This is a genomic window from Pseudoalteromonas sp. P1-16-1b, assembly GCF_001401785.1.
Classification (GTDB): Bacteria; Pseudomonadota; Gammaproteobacteria; order Enterobacterales; family Alteromonadaceae; genus Pseudoalteromonas; species Pseudoalteromonas undina.
In genome coordinates this window covers 78,310-99,436 of the sequence record NZ_LKGQ01000002.1, presented here as the reverse complement: position 1 = coordinate 99,436, position 21,127 = coordinate 78,310, and the positions used below count along the sequence as shown (strand labels likewise).

Sequence of the window (21,127 nt, the reverse complement as noted above, 5' to 3'; positions counted from 1 at the left end):
TTTAATTACTCGTTGTATTGTTTGATAATTGTGTGATTTGAAATGCTAAGCCAGCCTCTTGCTCAACGACTTGGCCTTTAAATATTTGTTTATGCCCTAGGTTAAATAGCGCCGCTTCATTAAGCTCAATCGGTAATACACCACCAGCAACACAGGCTTTCAGTTGTTTTAATGTGACTTTTTTCTTCGCCATTTCAATTTGGCCTTGCACTGCAAACTGTGTCCACATATCGGTATTGAGTGTGTCGCTACTTGCTGGGTCTTGCTCGCTATCGGCTGCGCAAAAAAAGCTAATTGGCAGCCATAGAAACCAACTTATTACTTGGCTTTCTAATATAAACCGCACTTTAAAAGCCAAATATTGTAATGCTTCTGGTAAAGCATGTGATTTTTGTATTTCACCTAATAGCGCAGAGCGCTCTCTAAATAATAAGCCCTGAATACCTTGCACTTGGCGTTGTAATAAACGGCCACAAATACGGCTCTCTGTTGCACTCAATTCATTCGTGGTAGGCGAGTAATCGTGGCTTGAATTATCTGAATTATTGAATTGCCCGCCTAAACATAAATCAGCTGTTTTATGAGCACTTTGAAAATCAAGCGCTAAGAAAGCTTCGCCTTGAGTGGGTGCAAATAAAGGACAGGCAAGAAATATTCTAGGCGATTCTTTAAACCAACTATTAATAGTTGAATGCGAACAAGGCGAAATTTCTACATCAAAGCGGCTGTCGTTAAATAATTGGGCAAGTTCTAACTCCAATGCTTTACGAATATTGACGTTTATTTGCGCTGCTTTTTGTTGTGCTTGTTCATATGCTCTTTGCTCAAGCGTGAGTGCAAATGGCGTAATATGCTCAGAATCTTTCGCTTTAATTAACTTTGTTTTAGCGTTTAACGTTTTACTCATACCACTGTTTTTCCTGATTCATTTATATTCAGCTTATGTTCGTTTTTTTGCTTTTTTCAATTGGGCTTGTAGCTGTAAACGATTAACTAGATCGCTGCGTAAGCGCTCATTTTTGCTTATCCACTCAACCCCTAAAAACATTAATTTTTCACTCACTGCACGGCGATACATCACCTTGCCAGCCAATCGATTGGTTTTATCAAACACCACAATAATTTTATTGGGGATCGTCTTTTCAGCAGGTACTAATAACCCCACACCGCCCACGCTAATGTCTTTTGCCACACCATGGCATAGTGAAATATCAATAAAACAACGGCGTAATAACTGCACGCCCACCCCGCCAAGCTGAACTGACTCAGGCTCGTAATTATCTTTGAGGTTTAAGTTCCACCTTTTGTAACTTCGTTTAGTGTCTGATTGGTTACTCATAATTCTCTTCAAGGCGTAGCATGGGTTTATTGGCCGTTGCCGCACCAGCCGCTTTTTTTATCGGATTGTTAATGTTGCTATCATCAAATAATTGGTTAAATTTATCCTGCGCATCTTTAGTTAAGATCAGCAATTCAACACGTCTGTTTTCGCTGGCTTTTTTATTTTCTTTATTAATTGGCCGATTTGATGAAAACGCATTTACTTGAAGCACCTGGCTTGATGGCATTCCACCCATGGTCATTACTTTTCTTGCTTGCTGCGCTCTATCGCCAGAAATGTCCCAATTACGAGAGCTGCCATCAACAAATAAGCTGGCATCGCTGTGCCCAGAAATAATGATTTTGTTATTAATGTCTTTAACTAATCCGCCAAGGTATAGAAACAGATCTTCAAAAAATGGAGTCATTTGCGACTTTGAGCGTTCAAACATTTGGTGGTGCTTGTCGTCTCTAATGATCACTCTGAGCCCCAAGGGCACTTCTTCAACTAGTAAGTTATTTTTTAGTAACTCTTCTTTACTGAGTTCATCAATACTTTCCAGTAATAAGCTCAGCTCAGATGAAGCTTCAAATTGGCTATCAATCGCTGAATTTAACTTCTCGCCTTGCCCTGCTTTAGGCTCAACGGTGCCATCGGGCACTTGTAATACTTCACTCATTCCAGGTTTTGGAGAGTCCGGCGGCGTAATTCCCGACTCTAAGTGCTTAATTACAGAAGGAGATCCCCCTAAATCAACGGGGAATGGGCTGTTTTGAGGATCAAAAATAGCGGGGCCACCATCAAAAATTGAGTGAGTTCGCATATAGTGTGCTATTTCTTCACGCTCAGATTCATTGGTGATCGCCATGATCCACATCACCATAAAAAACGCCATCATCGCCAAAGTAAAATCGGCAAAGGCAACCTTCCAAGCACCACCATGAGGCTTTTCGGTTGCTCTTCTACGAGAGCGTTTGATGACGATTTCTTGATTTTTGTTTTCCATCATTAAGCCGCCTTGTTAGTGATCCACTCTTCCATGGTGGTAAAGGTCGGTTTAATTTCTTCATTAATTAATTTTCGGCCTGAATCAGTCGCCACAATAGGCACATGCCCTTTAGCATGCGCCACTAACATGGCACGCACACATTCAAACATTGCCACTTGTTTTTTTACATACTGCTCCATTGCTGAGGCAAGTGGTGCAATTAAACAGTAACAAGCAAAAATACCAATAAAAGTACCCACCAACGCCGCGGCTACATGGTAGCCAATTTCACTTAAAGGCCCATCAAGATGCTGCATGGTAATAATAATGCCGCCAACCGCTGCTAAAATACCAAAACCTGGCATAGCTTCAGCTATATTGGCCAGTGAATGAGAAGGTTTAAGACGTTGCTCTTCAATGGTATAAATCTCTTGCTCTAACATGGCATCAAAGTCATGAGAGTTTATTTTTCCCATACTAAATAAACGTAAGTTATCGCAAATAAAAGTAACTAGCTGTGGGAACTCATACACTTTAGGGTAGGCAAGAAAAATAGAACTGGTTTCTGGGTTTTCAACATGCTCATCTAATCCTTTAATGCCTTTCACTCTGGCTAAGTCTAATAAAGAGTAAATAACGAGTAGTAAGTCATGGTACAGCTCAGACGTATCGGTTCCTTTACCACTAATAAATTGATACTTTAATTGCGATAGCATTTCTGTCAGTACATACTTTGAATTACCCACAATTAGCGCCCCTAAACCTGCGCCAAAAATAATTAAAAACTCGTATGGCTGCCACATAGTGGCAATGTTGCCGCCCGCAAACGCAAAACCACCTAATACTGTTGCAAGTACTACTATTAACCCTATAACTCTTTGCATTCTTTATTCCTTAGGTATTAGATTTTTTGAAGCGCTTGTGTAAGCGCTTCAAGTGCTTGTTTATGAAGTTGGCAAACACGTGCCTCGGTTAAATCGAGCGTTAACGCTATTTCTTTCATATTCATTTCGTGCATGTAATATAATTGCAAGAGCAGCTTTTCTCGGGTATTCAGTTTGCTCATCGCCACTTTTAGCATGGCTGCTGTCTCTTCTTTGTCGTGTGTATGTGCAGAGGTGAGCGCTAAATTAGGGTTAGCTTCCAATAGCGCTTCAAGGCTATCAAATGCTTCGGCTTGCTCACTGTAATGCAGTTGAATAAGCTCTTTATGGTTAATTCCTAACGCCTCACACATTTCGGTGTCTGTTGCATCACGACCGAGCTTTTTTTGCAGTGAACGGCTCATATCACGAAGCTGATGAGACTGCTGCCTTAACTGTCGTGGGCGCCAATCGACACGCCTAAACTCATCTAACATAGCACCACGAATACGCTTAAACGCAAATGCAGCAAACTTCTCATCTAAATCCCGACCATAGCGACGAATAGACGACAACAGCGCAATAATGCCTATTTGATAAATATCATCATTATCGACAATAACACCCTCTTGAGTGCGCATGTGCGCAGCCGCTCGATTCACCAAAAAAGCGTACTGCGATAATAGTTGCGTCTCTTTTTGTGGCGTTAAGGTGACTGGTGGTTCTGTTATTAACTCGCCCCACTCTTCTTGCAGCATCATAGCGATGGCCTATTGAATGAAGACGTTCGTAATAAGTACGTTATCCAATCGAACAGATACCGTATTCGCTAACACTAAATTAAACTGCTCTAATAAGTTTTTTTGAACCGCATCTATATCTTTAAAAACGGCTTTTGCTTGGCTATGACTCATATTGGCAAACTGTTTTACCAGTACATTTCTTACAAGCGGCTCCATCGCCTCTGTGCCTGTGTTGTATACAGAGGGTGAAGTAACAAGTACCAAGTCGAGTACTAAATAGCGGGCAATTGAGTCCTCTGATACGCTTATAATAAAGCGCTCCATTTCGTGATATTCAACTTTTGTTATATCTGCTTGCGGACCTTCTTTTGATGAGTCACTGTCGTTAAAAAACTGTCCCGCAAAAAATGCAGCCGCAATAAGTGCAATTACAGTTAGGGCTATTATTATTTTTTTCACTTTTATCTCTCTTAATCCAAGGTAGTTATACTAATAAATCCAACCAATCTAATGGTGACTTAGGTGTGCGAGTGCTGTTGTCATCATCCATTGAAGGCATCTCGGTATGATTATTTGCAATGTCGCTATTGTCGCTTTGCTGTTGAGGTTGCTGCTGTTTATCACTCAAATTAACATCCACTGTGGTATTTGAGTTTTGCGACAAAGACTGACGTAACTGCTCTAAAGTTTGCGCTATGGCATCTCTAACCTGCGCATTACTCGTAGTTAAACTGACTGAGGTTTTATCCCCTTCAATATTGATAGATATTTCAATACTGCCTAGGTTTGGAGGATCTAATCTAATTTGCGCACGCTGAAGTTGCTGGCCTATTTGCAGCTTTACCTTATCGCCAAGTACATGCAATAAACGCTGCCCCCATTCACTGGGAGCCTCTTTTAATTTCTCTTTTTGCCATTCAAAGCTCTCTGTCGCAGGTGCGGCAGATGAAAAAGCATTCACTAATGCTGATTTTTGATTGCTACCTTCACGAGATTCAACGTTGAGAAGTTTCGATTGCGTGTTTTGTGTCAGTGCAGCAAGCTCGAGCTTACTGAGCCCAATACTCGGTTGTGCAGCTAGTTGCTCATTGGTTGGGCTACTTGATTGCGCGTGTCCATAAGTGTTCAACACTACCGAAGGTTGATTTAATCGATTCAAAAGCGCTTGCGAATACAATGTTTGTGGTGCTTTGGCTAAATCGAGTGTATTTAATTCTTTATTAACGGGTGTATTCGCTGGCGTTACATTTATAGCTGCAGCAGGCACAGTTAAAACATCACTATGCACTGTCATATTTTGTACAGACGCAGTTTTAGCTGACTCTTGAGTTATAATGCCTTCTTCGTGCAGAGTCTCTAAAGGCTTACTCTTTAACTGCTCATCAATAACAAGTTGTGCTGGTGGTGTTTCCACTGCTGCAGTGCCGTTATCAAGAGCAAGGTTACTATTTGAGTTGAGTAAATTTGTGACAGGCGCGTTTATTTTATTGCTATCAAGATTATAATTTGCAGTGTTTAAAAAGTACGGATTTATTATTTCTTGTGTTTCTGCACTGGCATCTTCTTGCGCTAGTTGTTCTGAACTTTCTTGAGGTTGTTCACCTTGCACATTTTGCTGTTTTGTTTGCTGTTGCTTTGAAGAAAGCGTAAACGGCTCAAGCTCGCTCTGTAGTTCTTGCGCATCTGCAGGTGTACTACTTTTTAATATGGTTGGTTTATTAGTGGCACTGCCAAAGTCAGTCTTTGTCGCCATAGTATTTGCTTGGATACTCATAGTGACTGTCCTTGTTGTACTTTTTTATACGCAATTAAACCTTCTTTATCTTCCTGGTGGCGCTGCATTTGTACTTTAATAGCCGCTTGTTTTTGGCTCACTAGGTCGATTAAGTCAACGTAACGTGCTTTTAAGTTATTTTGTTCAGCCTTCATTGAACTAAAGCAAGGCATATTTTGCAGCTCATTATAAAATGCAAGCAGCTGCTTATCGGCTGATTTAACCTCATACCAATTACTCTCATGGATAGCATCTTCCATGGTGCTAAGTAATTGTTCCATTTTTTGCGCTGCGTATTTTTGAGAGTGTTCCATTAGCAATACTAAATTCATTATAAGTTCATGTTTCATTTAGCAATAAACAAGCCAACTTTAAGGCGCTGTTTTATAACAAAAAATAAAATAAAAACCCAAAAAGCGGAAGCGGAACTTCCACATCGGAAGGAAGTGATATGTTATTAATAATGAATTGAATAATTATTTAGGCTGTGGGGGGAGATATAAAAAAGCCGTGTTAAAAATGAAAAAACCAGCTATTGGTAGCTGGTTTAGATTTGTTTATTGTGTACCTAAGCCTTGCCACCCTTCTTGCAAGTTGGTCATCACTACACGGGTGGAGTCAATATAGTTCAAGTCATTTTTTATACTGGCTTGCAATAATGCTTGCCCACAATGCTGATAAAGGTTTTGCATGTTTTGCGCTACTTCACCGCCTTTTTCAAGATCTAATGAGGCCTCAAGCCCGCCTAAAATGCGCATTAGTTTTTCGATGCTTTCGGCTTTTTTATCGTATCTTTTTTGTTTTATGTGGCCTGTGACTTTTTCAAGCTCATCTGAAAAACCATCAAATAACATCAATACTAATTTATGAATATCGGCACTGGCCGCTTTTGCATCTACTGATGTACTTTTATAGGCTGAAAAGCCATCATTTAAATCTAACATCTATGTTTAGCTCCCAAATTGACCCATTGTAGATTCTAATTGTGCAATAGTCTGTTGCATTTGTGTAAACTGCGACAAGTAGCGTTGGTACACTTGCTCCATAGACACTTCATGATCTTTTTGTTGCCTATTGACTATATTTAAGCTCGCTTGCAATGACTGCTTTTTATCCGTCATCAAACCATAGCTTTTAGTGAATGGCTCAACGCGGGTTTCTAGCTTAGACAATAAACCGTTTTCACCTGTGAGCATGCTGGTTAACTGCTCAGGATTAGTAGCCATGGCTTCTTCAAGTTTTTTATTATCTATTTTTAAGTTACCGCTACGATCAAATTCAATACCCACAGAGAACAAGGTTTTACCTTCAAACGTACCCTGAAAATCGTTGCGTAAAGAGCGAGCAAGGCCGGCAGCCATATTATCTCGTTTTAAGTACTGGTTACTGGTAATGCCATTGGTGAGCGAATTAAATTTATCCACAAAACTTTGGATGTTTTCTTTAGAGCTTTCTTGATCTTGGGTAATTGATATATGAATTGGCTGATCGCCCAGCGACTGCGCCTGCGTTAAATCAATCGTTACCCCATCAATAACCGTATCGAGTTTATTACTGCTTGAAGTGATTGTAAGTGCTGAGTTAGCCCCTAGTTTGACAATCGCATCTTGCGCTAAGGTTAAATCTTGTTTGTTTGTTATAGCATTGGTGATATCACTGCCATTGGCATCCGTACCTTCAGTAAAGCTCACCCCCACCTGATTAGCAGCACCCGACTCAGCACTGGTTAAAGTTAAAAAGGTTTCTGTGCCAGAGCGCACAACAGAGGCTTTAACACCGCTATTATCAACATGTGAGTTGATGGCATTAGCAACATCAGTTAATGATGCATCGGCGCCAAGGCTTGCAAAGTCAACACTAAACGCACTGCCTGCCAAATCAATACTCAACTCACCATCCGTGGTTAAAGCTTTAGCCGGATCAAAACTCAATGCCACTTGGTGTGCTTGTGCTAATTGCTCAACAAATACATCGTACTCACCGCTGGCTGCTGTGCCGCTTGCTGTTACTGCTAATGCGGATGAATTGCTCACCGTAGCGGTGTTAGCAAACAAGCTACTGGTATCTTTAAGATTGGTTTGTAAGTCATCAAAAAAGTTTGATAAATTACTTTTCAGGCTATCAAACGCCTTAATTTGATTGCTAAAAAGGCTACTTTTAGTACTTAATTGCTGATCTTTAGCGCTACGCTCAATTTGTGTATATTGTGAGGCTAATTGCCCAGGATTGATTCCTATTGCAGAGCTCATTTTAATCTCCAAGCATTTTAGTTATAAGCAAAAAAATCTAAAGTAAATATTTTTACTTATGACTATAAACAATAATAGCTACACCTTAGGTGTAGCTATGCATACTTAATTGATTAATCACTATTAACGAAGTAGTGAACCAATCATTTGTGTTGTGCTGTTAGCTGTGCTCAGTACCGAGATACCAGAGTTCATTAGCAATTGTTGCTTAGTCATGTTTGATGTTTCAGCAGCAAAATCAGCGTCCATTAACGTACCTACAGCAGCTTGAGTGTTTTGCTTCATGTTAGATACGTTAGTCATTGTATGGTCAAGACGGTTCATTGATGCACCAAGCGTTGAACGTGCAGTACCAATTTCGCCAACTAAAGTATCAACAAACGCAATCTGCGCTTGTGCTGTTGCAACGTCAGTAAATGCAGCAGCAGAACCAATGGCTGTTGTTACAGCACCTAACTGAGTAGAAATATCAACATTAAGGGTTTCTGCTGCACTTGAACCTACTTGGAAGTTAACCGCACCTGCACCAAACTTACCAGTAGCTGCTAAAAGTTTAGTTCCATCACCAAACGATGTGTTGTCCATGATGTTTGTAAGCTCAGTAGCTAGTGCTGTGTATTCTGCACTTTGTGCAGCCCATTCTTTTGCACCGTTTGTATCACTTGAACCTTGAGTAGCAAGTTCTTTCATGCGGTAAGCAATGTTAGTCATTTCATCAAACGCACCTTCAGCAGTTTGCATCATAGACATAGCATTGTTACCGTTATATAAACCAGCGTCTTGACCACGTACCTGTGCGTTTAAGCGTGAAGCGATTTGTAGACCAGCCGCGTCATCTTTAGCAGAGTTAATTTTAAAACCAGAACCTAAACGCTCAAGCGCTGTAGACAAATCGTTGTTGCTACGACCAAGTTGGTTTTGGATTGACATTGAAGCCATGTTTGATTGAATTGATAAAGCCATGTTTATTTCCTCTTTGAATTAATAGCTAAAGTAATTAGTGAACCTAAATCACCTTCTAATAACTAAGAGCGACCATATTTTTAATTACCTAAACTTTTTTCTAATTATTTTTTATATTTTTTTAAGCAATGTATTCAAAGCGGGTAAAATAGGCATTTTCGCTAGCTAAAAGCAGATAAGAGGAATCGCAGAAATAAAAAACGATGCAGCAATACTAGCTTGCTGCATTAAAAAATTAAGTGAGTGAGTATTGCACCATATTACGGGTAATGTTTGCCTGCGACATAATCGCAGCTACACTATTTACCCTAGGGTTTTGCATATGCTGTTTAACCCCTAGACTTAAAGCAAGTAGTTCATCAGTGTTAGCTAATGAACTAGCAGAGTCAAGCTGCTCTAGTTGGCTTTGTAATTGTTGTTTTTGTGCCTGAATTTTTATTAAATTCGCTTTTAAATGGCGCTGCGCACTTTGGATTTGCTCTCGGTGCTGAGCAATAGTGGCATTTTTATCGGCTATTTTAGCAAGTTCATTCAGAGGGTTATCTAAATCATTGAGCTGCAAAGAAATCGGGTTTCCTGCAGCAATTCGTACACCTTGACCACTCATCACCCAAGGCTCTAAAAGTGGAGCCGCATTATCTTTTTGCGCACTAAAAAGCAGACGGTTTTCACGATTAAGCTCAACATTTATATGATGTGGTGCAAACGCATTTTGAATGGCAGTTAAATTGGTTTTTTCATCTTGATAGGCTGGTATCTTTAAGCTTAATGATTTGCCCGAGCGACCCATCACTAACTGGATATTTTCTTCATGTGGACGTGCGCTAAGCAGGTCTATATTTGCATTAAGCTGTTTGCTAATAGCGCGATTTGGATCCGTTATTTTCAGCTGGGTATCAAGTCCTGAGCCTTTTTTATTTGCTGTGTTTTGTAATGACGCTATTTGCACTTTAATTTGCTGTTGTTGCATGGGTTGTGGCTGAGTGTTAGCAGCTTGGGTATTTAATTGTTGTGCTAATTTTTCAAGCCCCATATACAAATTACGAATAGTGCTTTCGCTTTGTTCGGCTTTTGCTAGCGCTTGACTTAGTGCCCCGCGCTGCGCCCAGCCAGTCAGTACTTTAACTTGGTCCTCTCTGGCAACAATTTTGTTTTTCCACAAATTGTTAGCAGAATCCTTTGTTGATGTAACGAGTGCATCCGATTTATTGGTATTAACCAAGTCAATTGCTTGCGCTTTTTCGCTACTTTTAACCAGCATAGTTAGTTCCTGAAAGTATTATAATTTTAAATGTATGAAAACAATGAAAGTTTACTTACTGTCGAGTAAACCTGCATCGAGGATTCATACGCCGCCATAGATTCATTCATCGAAATAAACGCTTCTGGATAATCTACAGCACTCAAATCGTCCTGCAAGTTAACCGTAAATGTGGTGATATCTAGATTACTGGTAGTAATCGAATCAAGCGAAGCCATAGTAGAGCCTATGGTGGTCACTTGGCTACTAATAGTACCTAAAAAGTCAGCTAATTTATCTATCATCACCCGTGATTGATTACCAACACCACCTGCTGGCGGATTATTTACATCAACAAGATAGTCTTGCATGGCATTTAAAAAACCGGCACCGGGGTCTAAATCATTACCTACAATATTATTTTTTACACTTGAGTCGTCAGATACAGCGACTTCTCTGACAATATCGTCACCGGCATAAACATAATTACCCGTCGCATCAATTTGAAACGGTTTTTCATCGGTTTTACTACCCGAAAAATAATATTGTCCATCGCTGTCGGTTGCATTTAGTAAATCAACAATTGCCGGAAAAGCCACACTCATTTCTTGGCCGAGAGCTTTAATTTCTGCCTCGCCCATTGAACCATCAGCTGCGGTGGTAATTAAACTTTGCAATGAATATATTTGGTTAACAATACCGGTTAGCTGTACTTCTTGTTGACCTAATGAAAAGTTAACTGCATCCATATTGGTTTTGTATTGCTCTAACGATTTTATTTCTGAACCTAGGTTCATGATCATTACAGTGCCAAGCGGATCATCTGAGGGCTTAAGAATACGCTTATTGGTTGCTAACTGAATTGATTTTTCGTTAAAGTTTTCAGTATTACTTTGAATGTTTTTGATTGAATTTAAATGAAACTGATGACTACTAACTCGCATAACATTGCCCTTTTAAAACATTTGCAGTAAAGATTTAAACATTTGATCTGCTGTGCTGATCACTTTGGCATTGGCACTGTACATTTGTTGAAAATGCATTAAGTTTGCCGCCTCTTCATCAAGGTTCACCCCGCTGTAGCTATCGCGCGCAGCAATGGCGTTTTCACTTAAATTAGTAGCGGTGGTAATGCTATTTAAGTTTTGCTTACTAGTAATAGCAAGATCTCCTACTAATAACGTAAACTTATCGCCTTTTCCTGCCATTGAAGCAACAATATTAGCAATATTAGAGTTATCACCAGGTCCTGAGGTACTACTGTCTTTAAAACCAAGTTTATCAGTGGTGATCGCAGGGTTAATCTCAATCGTCCCTAATGGGTTTAATGGATTGTATGTAAACAGTGCTTCACCGGGGTCGTTATTTAAATCAAAACCACTTTGTAATGCACCATTCATATCATCGGCAAGGTCGGCAACTAAGCTATTTAAGGTTGCAAGGGTTGGTTTTATTACATCGTTATCAACGCTTATTAAGCCACCAAATTGACCACCAACGTTTTTATCAAGGGTGAATTCTTGACCAATAAAGTTACTCGTTACTGTTGTTCCATTTACTGAGATTGATGCCGCTTTACTCCCTACCACCAGCGGGGCACCACTTAAGGTACTAATATCAATAAAGCCATTATCTCGCTCAACAATAGATACGCCAATATGCCCTGATAACTGGTTTACTAGGCGTTCTCGATTATCTTTTAACTCTGCGGTTGATTGCTTGTTTGCTGTTGCTAATCCAATGCTACTGTTAATTTCGGCTATTTGCTTAGTAATAGAAGACACATTAAGCGCCACATTACTCATTTGTGCATTTAACTTTGTTGCTTGTCCTGCCAAAGCGCCATTAATTTGCGCAATATCTTGCATAAAGCCCTCTGCAGAGGATAAAAATTGTTGCCTGAAAGCCTGTGAATCAGGCTTGGTTGCTGCAGCATTGAGTGCATCTGTTAGGCTTGCAAGGGAGTTATTTAAGTTTAACGAGTCGGTACCAATGATTTGCTCAATAAAACCTAGGTATGACTGTTTGTTTTCATAATAAGTGGTATCAGAATTAGTGCGCCAAATATCGTCATTTAAAAAGGCGTCAACAACCCGATCAACAGACGCCACCTCAACCCCGCCTAAATATACATTAGAGGTTTTAAATTGAGCTTGCTGACGCGAATAACCCTCAACGGCTGCATTCGCGACATTTTGCCCTGACACAGTCAGCGCAATATTTGCAGCATTGAGGCCGCTTAACGCGTTATTTAACATAGACATAATTAACTACCTAATCGTATTAGCATTCAATGGCTGAACAAATGCCGATCCCGCATAAATATCATAGCTTTGGGTTGGCTCAACGCTTTCAGCACCTTTATGTTGATCATTAGCGACCAAGCTTTGGCTATTCTTAAATGTATTTTCTATGGGGGCAATTTTCTCATCAAACTGCTTAACAATCGCTTCGGCTAAACCCAGTTGATGAGTTGACGCTAAATGCTGCGCGGTTTGAGCATTATGCATATCTCTAAATTGCGCTTGCTCGTTACTATTAAAAAAACCATTGTCACCGGCCATAGTTTTGGTGGTGCTATCCATACTTTTTAATACCAGCTGTAAAAAAATTGCTTCAAACTGCTCTGCCGCCTGTTTAACGCCTGCCTCACTGTTGCCAGTAATGTTTTCAAGATGGGTCGGGTCAATCGCTAATGACTGAGATAATTGGGTTGATGACTCTATTTTCATGGCTATTTCCTTTAAATAACTAATAGCTCGGCTTCTAGAGCCCCAGCATTATCAAGTGCAATTAATATCGACATAAGCTCGGCTGGCGTTGCGCCAAGTGCATTTACCGCTTTTACAATTTCATCTAATGAGGTGCCTTCAGGCCACAACAGCATATTTTTTTGTTGTTGATCTACTGTGATATCACTTGATTGCGTGGTCGTAGTTTGGCCATTTGAAAACGGCCCTGGTTGCGAAACTTGCTCTTGTTCACTTATGGTAATGGTTAAATTGCCATGGTTAACCGCAGCCTGATTAACTCGCACTGTATTGTTCATTACGACAGTACCTGTGCGGCTATTAAATACAATTTTTGGGCGCTCAGAACCTTGCTCTACAGTAATATCTTGTAGCATCGACATAAACGTGTTGCGACTATTGGCATCACTTGGCGCACTAACCACTAAGCGCGCCCAGTTTTCAGCAGTAGCTACATCAGGCCCAAATACTTTATTAATAGCACGTACAACATTGCGGGCAGTTTGATAATTTGGATCTTTTAAATTAAGAATTACATCACTTTGACTTTCATACATAGCCATAACACTGCGCTCAATAATTGCACCATTAGGAATAAGCCCTGAAGTAGGCACATTAACAGTCACCGAGGAGCCACTTTTACCGCTAGCATTAATGCCGCCCACCACTAAATTACCTTGTGCTAGCGCATACACTTTGCCATCAACCCCCTTTAACGGGGTCAACATTAAGCTGCCACCATGTAAGCTTTTTGCATCACCCAATGAGTTCACAGTTACATCAATCGCTTGGCCTGGGCTTCCCATAGGCGGCAACGTAGCATGGACAGCAACAGCCGCTATATTTTTTGATTTTGGTAATCGCTCTTCATCTACAGAGACACCAAATTGCTTTAGCATATTACTTAGCGATTGGCCGGCAAATTTTACTTGGGCTTTATCACCAGACCCCGGCAAGCCCACTACTAAACCGTAACCCACGAGTTGGTTTTCTCGCACACCTAGCACATCAACAATATCTAATAATGGACGTGCTTTGGCGGTCACAGTTGCAGGCGCTAATAGGCTAAAAAAGCACACTAGCATTAATAGTAAATATTTCATTAAAACCTCAGTAATCCCTTAGAACGGGTTTAAGAATCGGGTAAATAAAGTGGTAAACCAACCTGGACGATTCGCATCAGCCAATGTGCCTTTGCCGGTATAGCTTATTTGCGCTTCAGCAATACGAAGCGACGAAACACGGTTACTTACATCAATATCGCCAGGGCGAACTAGCCCTTCAATTTCAATGTATTCATCGCCTTGGTTAAGTTTAATTTGCTTACGCCCTTTAATAACCAGCGACCCATTAGATAAAACATGATTAACCCGCACGGTAATAGCGCCACTCAGGAAGTTTTGTTGGCTGGCGCTGCTTTCACCGTCAAACTTGGCACTCGAGCCTATACCCAAATTAAAATCAGCTACATTGAGTGCACCAGCAACTGGCACTGAAACATCCAAGTCGGTACTTTTATCTAAACTCGAATCAGCACTTTTACTTGATTGCGTGCGCTCGTTAAGCACCACAGTTAAAATATCGCCAACTCGGTAAGCACGTTTATCTGCATACAAAGAAAACATATAGTTATCTTGAAATAAGCTTCCATCTTGCTGATTCAAACCCTGTGCATAGGCATCTTGGCTTATTTCATAGTCTTGAACTGATTTTTGAGTGGTGCTTTGTGGACATTTCACTTCCCCATACACCACTTCGCATTCCACCATTTGGGTTTTTGATGGGGTATTGCTACAACCAGCAACACCTAAAAGCAGCAAAAATAATGTTAACTTATTCATGATAATCATACGTTTTGGTTTATAAAGCGCAGCATTTCATCTGCCGCAGAGACCACTTTAGCGTTCATCTCGTAAGCGCGCTGTACGGCAATCATGCTTACCATTTCATCAACAACGCTCACGTTTGAGCCTTCAATAGTAAATTGTTGTAAGCCACCAAAAGCATCTTCACCGGGGATCCCCTCAACAGGTTCACCCGATGCTGCTGTTTCGCGGTACAAATTACCACCTAAGCTTTGTAAGCCTGCAGGATTTGCAAAGTTAACTGTTAACATTTGACCTAACTCAACCGCTTGCGCATCTTTACCCACTACCGCAGTAACGGTGCCGTCGGTGCCAATACTCACTTCAGTGGTGCCCTCTGGTAGCGCAATATTTTGCGCCAAAGGTAAGCCGTTGCTGTTTACCAGTAATGACTCTGAGTTAAGTTGAAACTGGCCGTTACGGGTAAATAATAACTCGCCGTCAGGGCTTTCAATTTGAAAGAAGCCTTGCCCTGCAATGGCCACATCTAACTGGTTACTGGTTGTTTCAAAACTGCCTTCAGTAAATTGCTTTTGCGTGCCGTTAATACGAACACCGGTTCCCACCTGAATCCCAGATGGCAGCTGATTAAGCTCATCTACTTGCGCGCCAGGTTGTTTTTGTACTTGGTAAAATAAATCTTCAAATACCGCTCTGTCTTTTTTAAAACCGGCAGTGCTCACGTTCGCTAGGTTATTCGATATTGTTGTCATTCTTAAATCTTGCGCTGCAAGACCAGTTTTACTCACCCATAATGCTGAATTCATGTTTGGCTTCCTATTTACCCACGTCCACTGATAAGCTTATTGCCGCTGGTCGCTAATTCGTCAGCAGACTTCATCATTTTTACGTTCATTTCAAATTGGCGGCTAATATTCATTGTTTTGATCATTTCAGCCACGGCATTCACATTAGAACCTTCTAAAGCACCGGTTCTTACTGTAATTGTTTCGTCGGCTTCAAGCGGCTGTAAATCGTTAGCTCTGAGTAAGCCATCAGCACCTTTGATTAAGTTTGCATCGGTACTGGCTAATTTAATTTGCGCATCTTCTGCAATTACACCGCCGCCAATGGGGGTTAGGTTGATCATGCCGTTTGAGCCAATTTCAATATCACCAAATTCAGGAAGTTGAATATCGCCACCGTCACCTTGCACGCGGCGACCGTTCACAGTAACAAAGCCGTCGGCATCAACCACTAAATTACCCGCACGGGTATAAGCAGGCTCACCGTTGTCATCCATCACCTCTAAATAACCGCCGTTGCTCAGTGCTAAATCAAGATTACGGCCAGTATCCATGATTGGCCCTGACGATAAGTCAGTAGTTACTGGTGTTAGTTGCGCGTGGTAACGAGTACGAAAGCCCTCGCCTTGTACCATCATTGATTGCGCTTGCTCTAAGTCGGCCTTAAAACCTACGGTGCTAACATTTGCTAAGTTATTTGCAGCAACGCGTAAGGCGGTATTATTAAGTTCAGCACCCGAAACGGCGGTATAAATTAACTTTTCCACGCTCAGCTTCCTTAGGTGTTACTAAATAAAATTTGCATCATTTCATCAGCACTGCTGATGGTTTTAGCATTGGCTTGGTAATTTTGTTGAAATGACATTAAGCCAACCAGCTGTTCACTAATATCAACATTTGAGCCCATAAATGAACCCGACAGTAATTTACCCAGTGAGCCACTTTCTGGCTCGCCATAAAGTGCAGAGCCCGACTCTTCAGTTTGATACCACACGGTATTACTGCCTTGCTCTAAACCATCAACATTCGCAAACGAGGCAAGTACAACCTGACCTTGTAATTTAGATTCACCGTTAGTAAATGTTGCAAATACACGGCCGTCGTCTTCAACCTTCACACCAGAAAACGCCCCTGAGGTATAGCCGTTGGCATCATTTTCATTAACACTAAAACTTGAACCAAACTGCGTAGTGCCATCGAATTTAAGCGCAATATTTAATGCTGCAGCACCACTGGTTATTTCTGCATTACCTGGCGTTGAAGTAATAGGCACCTCTAAATCAACCGCCGTTAAGTCGCCTGAAAACGGCACCATTTGGCCATCGGTATCAAAGTTAAGTGTAATGGTACCGGCGTTAATTGAACCACCCGCACCATCATCAATAGCTTGAGTACCTGTCGTCGCACCAAGCGCTGAAAGCTGAGCTTGAGTAAGGGGTTTACCATCTAAGAAAAACATCGCTTGCCATTCGTTGCTACCCGTATGGTTAAAATACTGGGTCATTACATGGCTGTTACCTAAGGAGTCGAATACTTCGGTAGATTGAGAAAAGTTATATTGGCTACCATCTTTAGGATCAAATACCGCAGGAGCTGTTGGATAAGCAATCACGTCGCTAGAAGAACTTAAGTTACCGTTAAAGTTAATATTGGTACTGGCTTGTGCTTCTATGTTTGAGGCTTCAATTTTTAAATCGGTTAATACACCCGGTACAATTGTCGGCTCACCACCATCAACCTGAGACACACCAAAACCTTGCAGTTTGCCGCCGTTGGCATTAACAATATTTAAGTCGTTATCTAACTGAAACTGGCCTGCTTGGGTGTAAGCCATGCGGCCGTTTTCTGATATGGCAAAAAAACCTTGGCCATCAATAGCAATATCCAGCGCATTACCGGTGCGCACAATTTCACCACCGGTGACAAAATCTTCTTTAACATTGGCAACTTTAACGCCGCCGCGTTGACTGCCGTTATACACTGCGGCAAATTCTGCGGTGTTATTTTTATAACCAGCAGTACCCGAGTTAGCAATATTATTACTGGTTACTTCTAATCCTGTTTGGGTACTTTTAAGACCACTTAATCCTATATTGAACATAGACATATTATTTATTCCTCTTATTTATGCCACTTGATTAATTTCAGTGATACCAAAATTACCCAAACCATCGACTTGTAATAAAATATCTTCTAACGATTTACCTACAGAAACACGCTCAACCTCACCACTTAGCCAAGTATCAAGCTGCTTTGGTACCTCTTCAGTAGTGGCATACGCTCTCACTGCATACGCACCGGCTTCTTGGTTTTCAAATTCAAAACGCAATGAACCGACTCCAGAATAAGGCAGTTGTTTTTCTTCAACTAATTCACCATCTTGGTTATAAAGTTGCACAGTGACAGAGTCTGCCGCTTCCCCTAAATTAACCATGCCAGAGACACTGCCATCTTGTTCAAGAGCAATACTGCTTGCTTGTACATCAACCGTTTGGCCAACCATATTAGTGGCTTCAAGCACCGCTAAGCTGCTCACATAATCCAAACCATCGGCGGTGTTTTGGCGAATGCTTTGTAACGACTCAACATTAGAAAACTCCGCAAGCTGGCTCACATATTGAGTGCCGTCCATAGGTTGTAATGGATTTTGATTACTAATTTGCGCAACAAGTAACTCTAAAAACATGGTCGACATTTCATCTGCTGAGCTATTACCGGCAATATTCGTAGTGTTTTTTGCCCCGTCGGCTGCGCTTGGAACGGCTGAATTAACTTGCATAAAATTATTGTCCTAACTTAAGAATGCTTTGCTGCATGCTATTTACACGCCCCATAACTTCAACAGATGTTTGGTAGCTACGACTTGCAGACATCATGTCGGCCATTTCTTCAAGTGCATTTACGTTGGAGTAAAATACATAACCATCGTTGTTAGCAATTGGGTTATTTGGCTCGTAGCGCTGCTCTACCGCACGATTTGACTCAGTGATCCCTAATACATCAACCGAGGCTGAAATTGATTGGCTGTCTTGTGTTTGTTTGTACAAAGCAGAAAATACTGGTTTAAGTGCCTTGTAAGCGTCGGCTTCTGAACCGGCTGCGGTATCGGCATTGGCTAGGTTAGATGCAATGGTATCGAGGCGAATAACTTGAGCGCGCATGGCGCTGCCGCTAGCGTCATAAATTGAATTAAAAGACATTATGATTTCCCTGAAATAACTTTATGTAAGCCATTTATTTTCATATTTAAGAAGGTCAAACTGGTTTGAAAATCCATACTGTTGCTGGCAAATTTTGCTTGCTCAATATTTAACTCAACAGTGTTGCCATCACTTGATGGTTGATAAGGAACGCGATATTTAAGTTCATCCGTTTGTACACCAGCAAAATCAACATCTCTGTTTTGCGAAAAACTGGATGAAACACTTTGCATAATTTGACGGTAATCTACATCTCGAGATTTAAACCCAGGCGTGTCAACATTAGCCAAGTTACTGGCAATGACTTCTGCTCTGTCTAACCTTAATTTCATTGAAAAAGGGTGAACACCTAACGCTTTATCAAATAGTTCCATTGTTGCCTCTAATTTTTGTTTCTTGTATGCTTTCGCGCTTCGCATACACTTTCTACCTTGTGTATAACAACCTTTATGCCAACTTTTAAAAGTATATTTTTTCAATGACTTATATAAAAAAAGAGCAAAAAACAGCCCAGCACACGGAAGCTAAACTTCCCCAAGGGAAGCGTTGGCTTTTCCGCTTACTTTTAACTATTGGACTACTGCCAGCTCTTGCTATGGCCACCCCCATTAATTTTGATAAAGAAATTCGGCAGTTTTTGCACAGTGAAATTAAGAGCTATTTGCGCTCGGTTAATTCGCAAAGTCAGCGACAAGATATAGAATTATTTATTCCTAAAGGCAGCGAAAATTTAAGCTGTGATGAATTGCAAATCACTCGCTCACAAAATCACACGCCACCTGCAGGCAGGGTGAGTATTTCTGTATCTTGCCCATCGCCTGCTTGGCGTTTTAGGGCCAGTGCCAAAGTAAGTGTGTGGATAAACCTAGTAGCTGCCAAGCACACTTTAAACCGAGGTAAAGTGCTTAATAAGCAAGACTTAGAATATAAAAGCGTGGATTTAGGCAAGCACCGCCATCAAGGCGAAACCGGTATTGATCAGCTAGTTGGACTCACCGTTAAACGCGAGATTGATAAAGGCACGGTGATCTCCACCCGATACCTAGAAAAGCAGTATTTAATCAATAAAAATGAGCATATTTCACTGCAAATAAATACCGCAACTTTCTCAGCCAATGTTAAAGCCATTGCTCTTGAAGATGGTCAGCTTGGTGAGGTTATTAATGTAAAAAATTTATCATCAAAAAAAGTAGTTCAAGGTAGAGTAATTGCGCAAGGCGTAGCAGAGGCGACATTTTAAAAAATGTCGAAATAAAAGTTAAGTAATGCTTGTACTTGGTCGCTGATATAAACTAAGCAATATAAATTCGATAAACGAATTAGGTAATAAACAATGAATATAAGTGCAATAACAACCACTGCGGTTGATCAAAGCCAAAAAATAAACCAGCGTTCTTCACTGGATGCAAAACCAGAACAACAACCTGTAGCGACTAAACAAGAGCAAGCAAACTCAGTGAGTGCATTAAGTAAATCAATAGACTCAACATTTCAAGATTTAGCTGCAAAGCCAGACGTTGATATGGATAAAGTAGCCATGATGAAAGCGGCAATTGCCAGTGGTGAATTTAAAATTAATATTGATGAAACCGTTAACGCTATGGTTGAACTTCATAAAAAATGAAAACTGTAAAAGAGTATATTGTAAGTCTGCAACAAGACATTACTAAGCTAGACGCGTTAATTGAATTACTTGAAACGCAATACGAATTGCTAAGCCAACGTAATGTGCAGCTAGAAACACATAATAAAAAAATGCTCGGCTTTTTAGAAAGCTTAAATGAATCGCACAACCAGCGCGATGGCTTTTTGGTGAGTTTAGGCTTACAAGGTGGCAAAGAAGGTTTAGCACAATTAACCGCGCTTCTACCTGTTGATATAAACACCCTTACTACTAAGCTATTGCATCAGCTTGAGCTAAAAACTAAAACCTGCAAAATAATGAATGAACGCTCAGGGCAATTACTTTCAAGCCAACGTCGGTTATTACAGCGCTTAACTGGCGGTGAAAACAAACAAGCTTACCCAGAAATGCCTTTATAAATACGTTACATAAAGGCATTTTCTTGTTTAGTCACTTTGCGCTATATTTTCACTTTACTCCTATTATTACCTTTTAAAACCCTATCTTGAGTCCAAAAATAGTTGTTTCGCTAAAACTTAGTATTATTAGCTTTTGTGCAACTTTGCGGCTAATTGTATTTATAATAAGCAAATAGCGGCTAACGTCACCTTTATTAGACTAAAGAATGATTGCTGCTGAATCTGCTGATTTTATGACCTTTTCGCTATTCTGCATGACAAGATCACACTGTAAAAACAAAACAATAAACCACTGAATTTAAAGACCTTTTAAATTTAACAAGCCAGTTACAACACATCCCTTTGCTATTTTTGTTAACACTTACAAAGCGTTAAACTGGGC

At 40.6% G+C, this 21,127-nt stretch carries 26 protein-coding genes; 3 read left to right on the top strand and 23 right to left on the bottom strand.

The window, feature by feature from the left end; translation table 11 throughout:
- Position 1 precedes the first annotated feature (1 nt).
- The 23 genes from AN392_RS01885 to flgB form a co-directional block, all read right to left on the bottom strand.
- A complete protein-coding gene (locus AN392_RS01885) occupies positions 2-907 on the bottom strand; it encodes a FliM/FliN family flagellar motor switch protein (protein WP_055011666.1) in 906 nt (301 codons plus the stop codon).
- 33 nt (positions 908-940) lie between these two features.
- On the bottom strand, positions 941-1,339 hold the full coding sequence (locus AN392_RS01880) for a PilZ domain-containing protein (RefSeq protein WP_055011665.1): 399 nt from the start codon (positions 1,337-1,339) through the stop codon (positions 941-943).
- A complete protein-coding gene (locus AN392_RS01875; protein WP_055011664.1) occupies positions 1,332-2,330 on the bottom strand; it encodes a flagellar motor protein MotB in 999 nt (332 codons plus the stop codon). The genes AN392_RS01880 and AN392_RS01875 overlap by 8 nt, the downstream gene beginning before the upstream one ends.
- Positions 2,330-3,193, bottom strand: coding sequence for a flagellar motor stator protein MotA (gene motA, locus AN392_RS01870; protein ID WP_010391179.1), 864 nt, complete (start codon positions 3,191-3,193; stop codon positions 2,330-2,332). The genes AN392_RS01875 and motA overlap by 1 nt, the downstream gene beginning before the upstream one ends.
- A 17-nt stretch (positions 3,194-3,210) precedes the next feature.
- Complete coding sequence (locus tag AN392_RS01865) at positions 3,211-3,933, bottom strand: FliA/WhiG family RNA polymerase sigma factor (RefSeq protein ID WP_055011663.1); 723 nt, start codon at positions 3,931-3,933, stop codon at positions 3,211-3,213.
- 9 nt (positions 3,934-3,942) lie between these two features.
- A complete protein-coding gene (locus AN392_RS01860) occupies positions 3,943-4,374 on the bottom strand; it encodes a flagellar basal body-associated FliL family protein (protein ID WP_055011662.1) in 432 nt (143 codons plus the stop codon).
- A gap of 25 nt (positions 4,375-4,399) precedes the next feature.
- Positions 4,400-5,689 carry a flagellar hook-length control protein FliK gene (locus tag AN392_RS01855; protein ID WP_055011661.1) on the bottom strand — a complete coding sequence of 430 codons (1,290 nt, stop codon included), beginning with the start codon at positions 5,687-5,689 and terminating at the stop codon, positions 4,400-4,402.
- The gene (locus AN392_RS01850) at positions 5,686-6,003 is read right to left on the bottom strand and encodes a hypothetical protein (protein WP_235575561.1); all 318 of its coding nucleotides are present in this window, start codon (positions 6,001-6,003) and stop codon (positions 5,686-5,688) included. Before AN392_RS01850 ends, AN392_RS01855 begins: the two co-directional genes overlap by 4 nt.
- Positions 6,004-6,246: 243 nt before the next feature.
- Complete coding sequence (gene fliS, locus AN392_RS01845) at positions 6,247-6,633, bottom strand: flagellar export chaperone FliS (protein WP_055011660.1); 387 nt, start codon at positions 6,631-6,633, stop codon at positions 6,247-6,249.
- 6 nt (positions 6,634-6,639) lie between these two features.
- A complete protein-coding gene (gene fliD / locus AN392_RS01840; RefSeq protein WP_055011659.1) occupies positions 6,640-7,938 on the bottom strand; it encodes a flagellar filament capping protein FliD in 1,299 nt (432 codons plus the stop codon).
- A gap of 123 nt (positions 7,939-8,061) precedes the next feature.
- Positions 8,062-8,901 carry a flagellin gene (locus AN392_RS01835; protein WP_010391170.1) on the bottom strand — a complete coding sequence of 280 codons (840 nt, stop codon included), beginning with the start codon at positions 8,899-8,901 and terminating at the stop codon, positions 8,062-8,064.
- A 235-nt stretch (positions 8,902-9,136) separates the two neighbouring features.
- Entirely contained in the window at positions 9,137-10,162 is a 1,026-nt protein-coding gene (locus tag AN392_RS01830; protein WP_055011658.1) for a hypothetical protein, read from the bottom strand.
- 26 nt (positions 10,163-10,188) lie between these two features.
- Entirely contained in the window at positions 10,189-11,085 is an 897-nt protein-coding gene (flgL, locus tag AN392_RS01825) for a flagellar hook-associated protein FlgL (protein ID WP_013464386.1), read from the bottom strand.
- Positions 11,086-11,097: 12 nt separating this feature from the next.
- Positions 11,098-12,405 carry a flagellar hook-associated protein FlgK gene (gene flgK / locus AN392_RS01820; protein ID WP_010391163.1) on the bottom strand — a complete coding sequence of 436 codons (1,308 nt, stop codon included), beginning with the start codon at positions 12,403-12,405 and terminating at the stop codon, positions 11,098-11,100.
- A gap of 6 nt (positions 12,406-12,411) precedes the next feature.
- Positions 12,412-12,873 carry a rod-binding protein gene (locus tag AN392_RS01815; RefSeq protein ID WP_055011657.1) on the bottom strand — a complete coding sequence of 154 codons (462 nt, stop codon included), beginning with the start codon at positions 12,871-12,873 and terminating at the stop codon, positions 12,412-12,414.
- 11 nt (positions 12,874-12,884) lie between these two features.
- Entirely contained in the window at positions 12,885-13,994 is a 1,110-nt protein-coding gene (locus tag AN392_RS01810) for a flagellar basal body P-ring protein FlgI (RefSeq protein WP_010391158.1), read from the bottom strand.
- An 18-nt stretch (positions 13,995-14,012) separates the two neighbouring features.
- Positions 14,013-14,732, bottom strand: coding sequence for a flagellar basal body L-ring protein FlgH (locus AN392_RS01805; protein ID WP_235575560.1), 720 nt, complete (start codon positions 14,730-14,732; stop codon positions 14,013-14,015).
- Between the two features lie 5 nt (positions 14,733-14,737).
- Entirely contained in the window at positions 14,738-15,523 is a 786-nt protein-coding gene (gene flgG / locus AN392_RS01800; protein WP_055011655.1) for a flagellar basal-body rod protein FlgG, read from the bottom strand.
- 14 nt (positions 15,524-15,537) lie between these two features.
- On the bottom strand, positions 15,538-16,269 hold the full coding sequence (locus tag AN392_RS01795) for a flagellar basal body rod protein FlgF (RefSeq protein ID WP_055011654.1): 732 nt from the start codon (positions 16,267-16,269) through the stop codon (positions 15,538-15,540).
- 11 nt (positions 16,270-16,280) lie between these two features.
- Positions 16,281-17,609: a flagellar hook protein FlgE gene (locus AN392_RS01790; protein WP_055011653.1), complete on the bottom strand. Its 1,329-nt coding sequence runs from the start codon at positions 17,607-17,609 to the stop codon at positions 16,281-16,283.
- Between the two features lie 18 nt (positions 17,610-17,627).
- Positions 17,628-18,281: a flagellar hook assembly protein FlgD gene (locus AN392_RS01785; protein WP_054202054.1), complete on the bottom strand. Its 654-nt coding sequence runs from the start codon at positions 18,279-18,281 to the stop codon at positions 17,628-17,630.
- A gap of 4 nt (positions 18,282-18,285) precedes the next feature.
- Complete coding sequence (flgC, locus tag AN392_RS01780; RefSeq protein WP_010391144.1) at positions 18,286-18,702, bottom strand: flagellar basal body rod protein FlgC; 417 nt, start codon at positions 18,700-18,702, stop codon at positions 18,286-18,288.
- Complete coding sequence (flgB, locus tag AN392_RS01775; RefSeq protein ID WP_010391142.1) at positions 18,702-19,121, bottom strand: flagellar basal body rod protein FlgB; 420 nt, start codon at positions 19,119-19,121, stop codon at positions 18,702-18,704. The genes flgC and flgB overlap by 1 nt, the downstream gene beginning before the upstream one ends.
- 59 nt (positions 19,122-19,180) lie before the next feature.
- On the opposite strand from flgB, the gene flgA reads away from it, so the two are divergent.
- The 3 genes from flgA (at position 19,181) to flgN (ending at position 20,745) form a co-directional block, all read left to right on the top strand.
- The gene (gene flgA, locus AN392_RS01770; protein WP_055011652.1) at positions 19,181-19,942 is read left to right on the top strand and encodes a flagellar basal body P-ring formation chaperone FlgA; all 762 of its coding nucleotides are present in this window, start codon (positions 19,181-19,183) and stop codon (positions 19,940-19,942) included.
- Between the two features lie 93 nt (positions 19,943-20,035).
- A complete protein-coding gene (gene flgM, locus AN392_RS01765; RefSeq protein ID WP_055011651.1) occupies positions 20,036-20,326 on the top strand; it encodes a flagellar biosynthesis anti-sigma factor FlgM in 291 nt (96 codons plus the stop codon).
- A complete protein-coding gene (gene flgN / locus AN392_RS01760; protein WP_010391136.1) occupies positions 20,323-20,745 on the top strand; it encodes a flagellar export chaperone FlgN in 423 nt (140 codons plus the stop codon). The genes flgM and flgN overlap by 4 nt, the downstream gene beginning before the upstream one ends.
- Positions 20,746-21,127 lie beyond the last annotated feature (382 nt).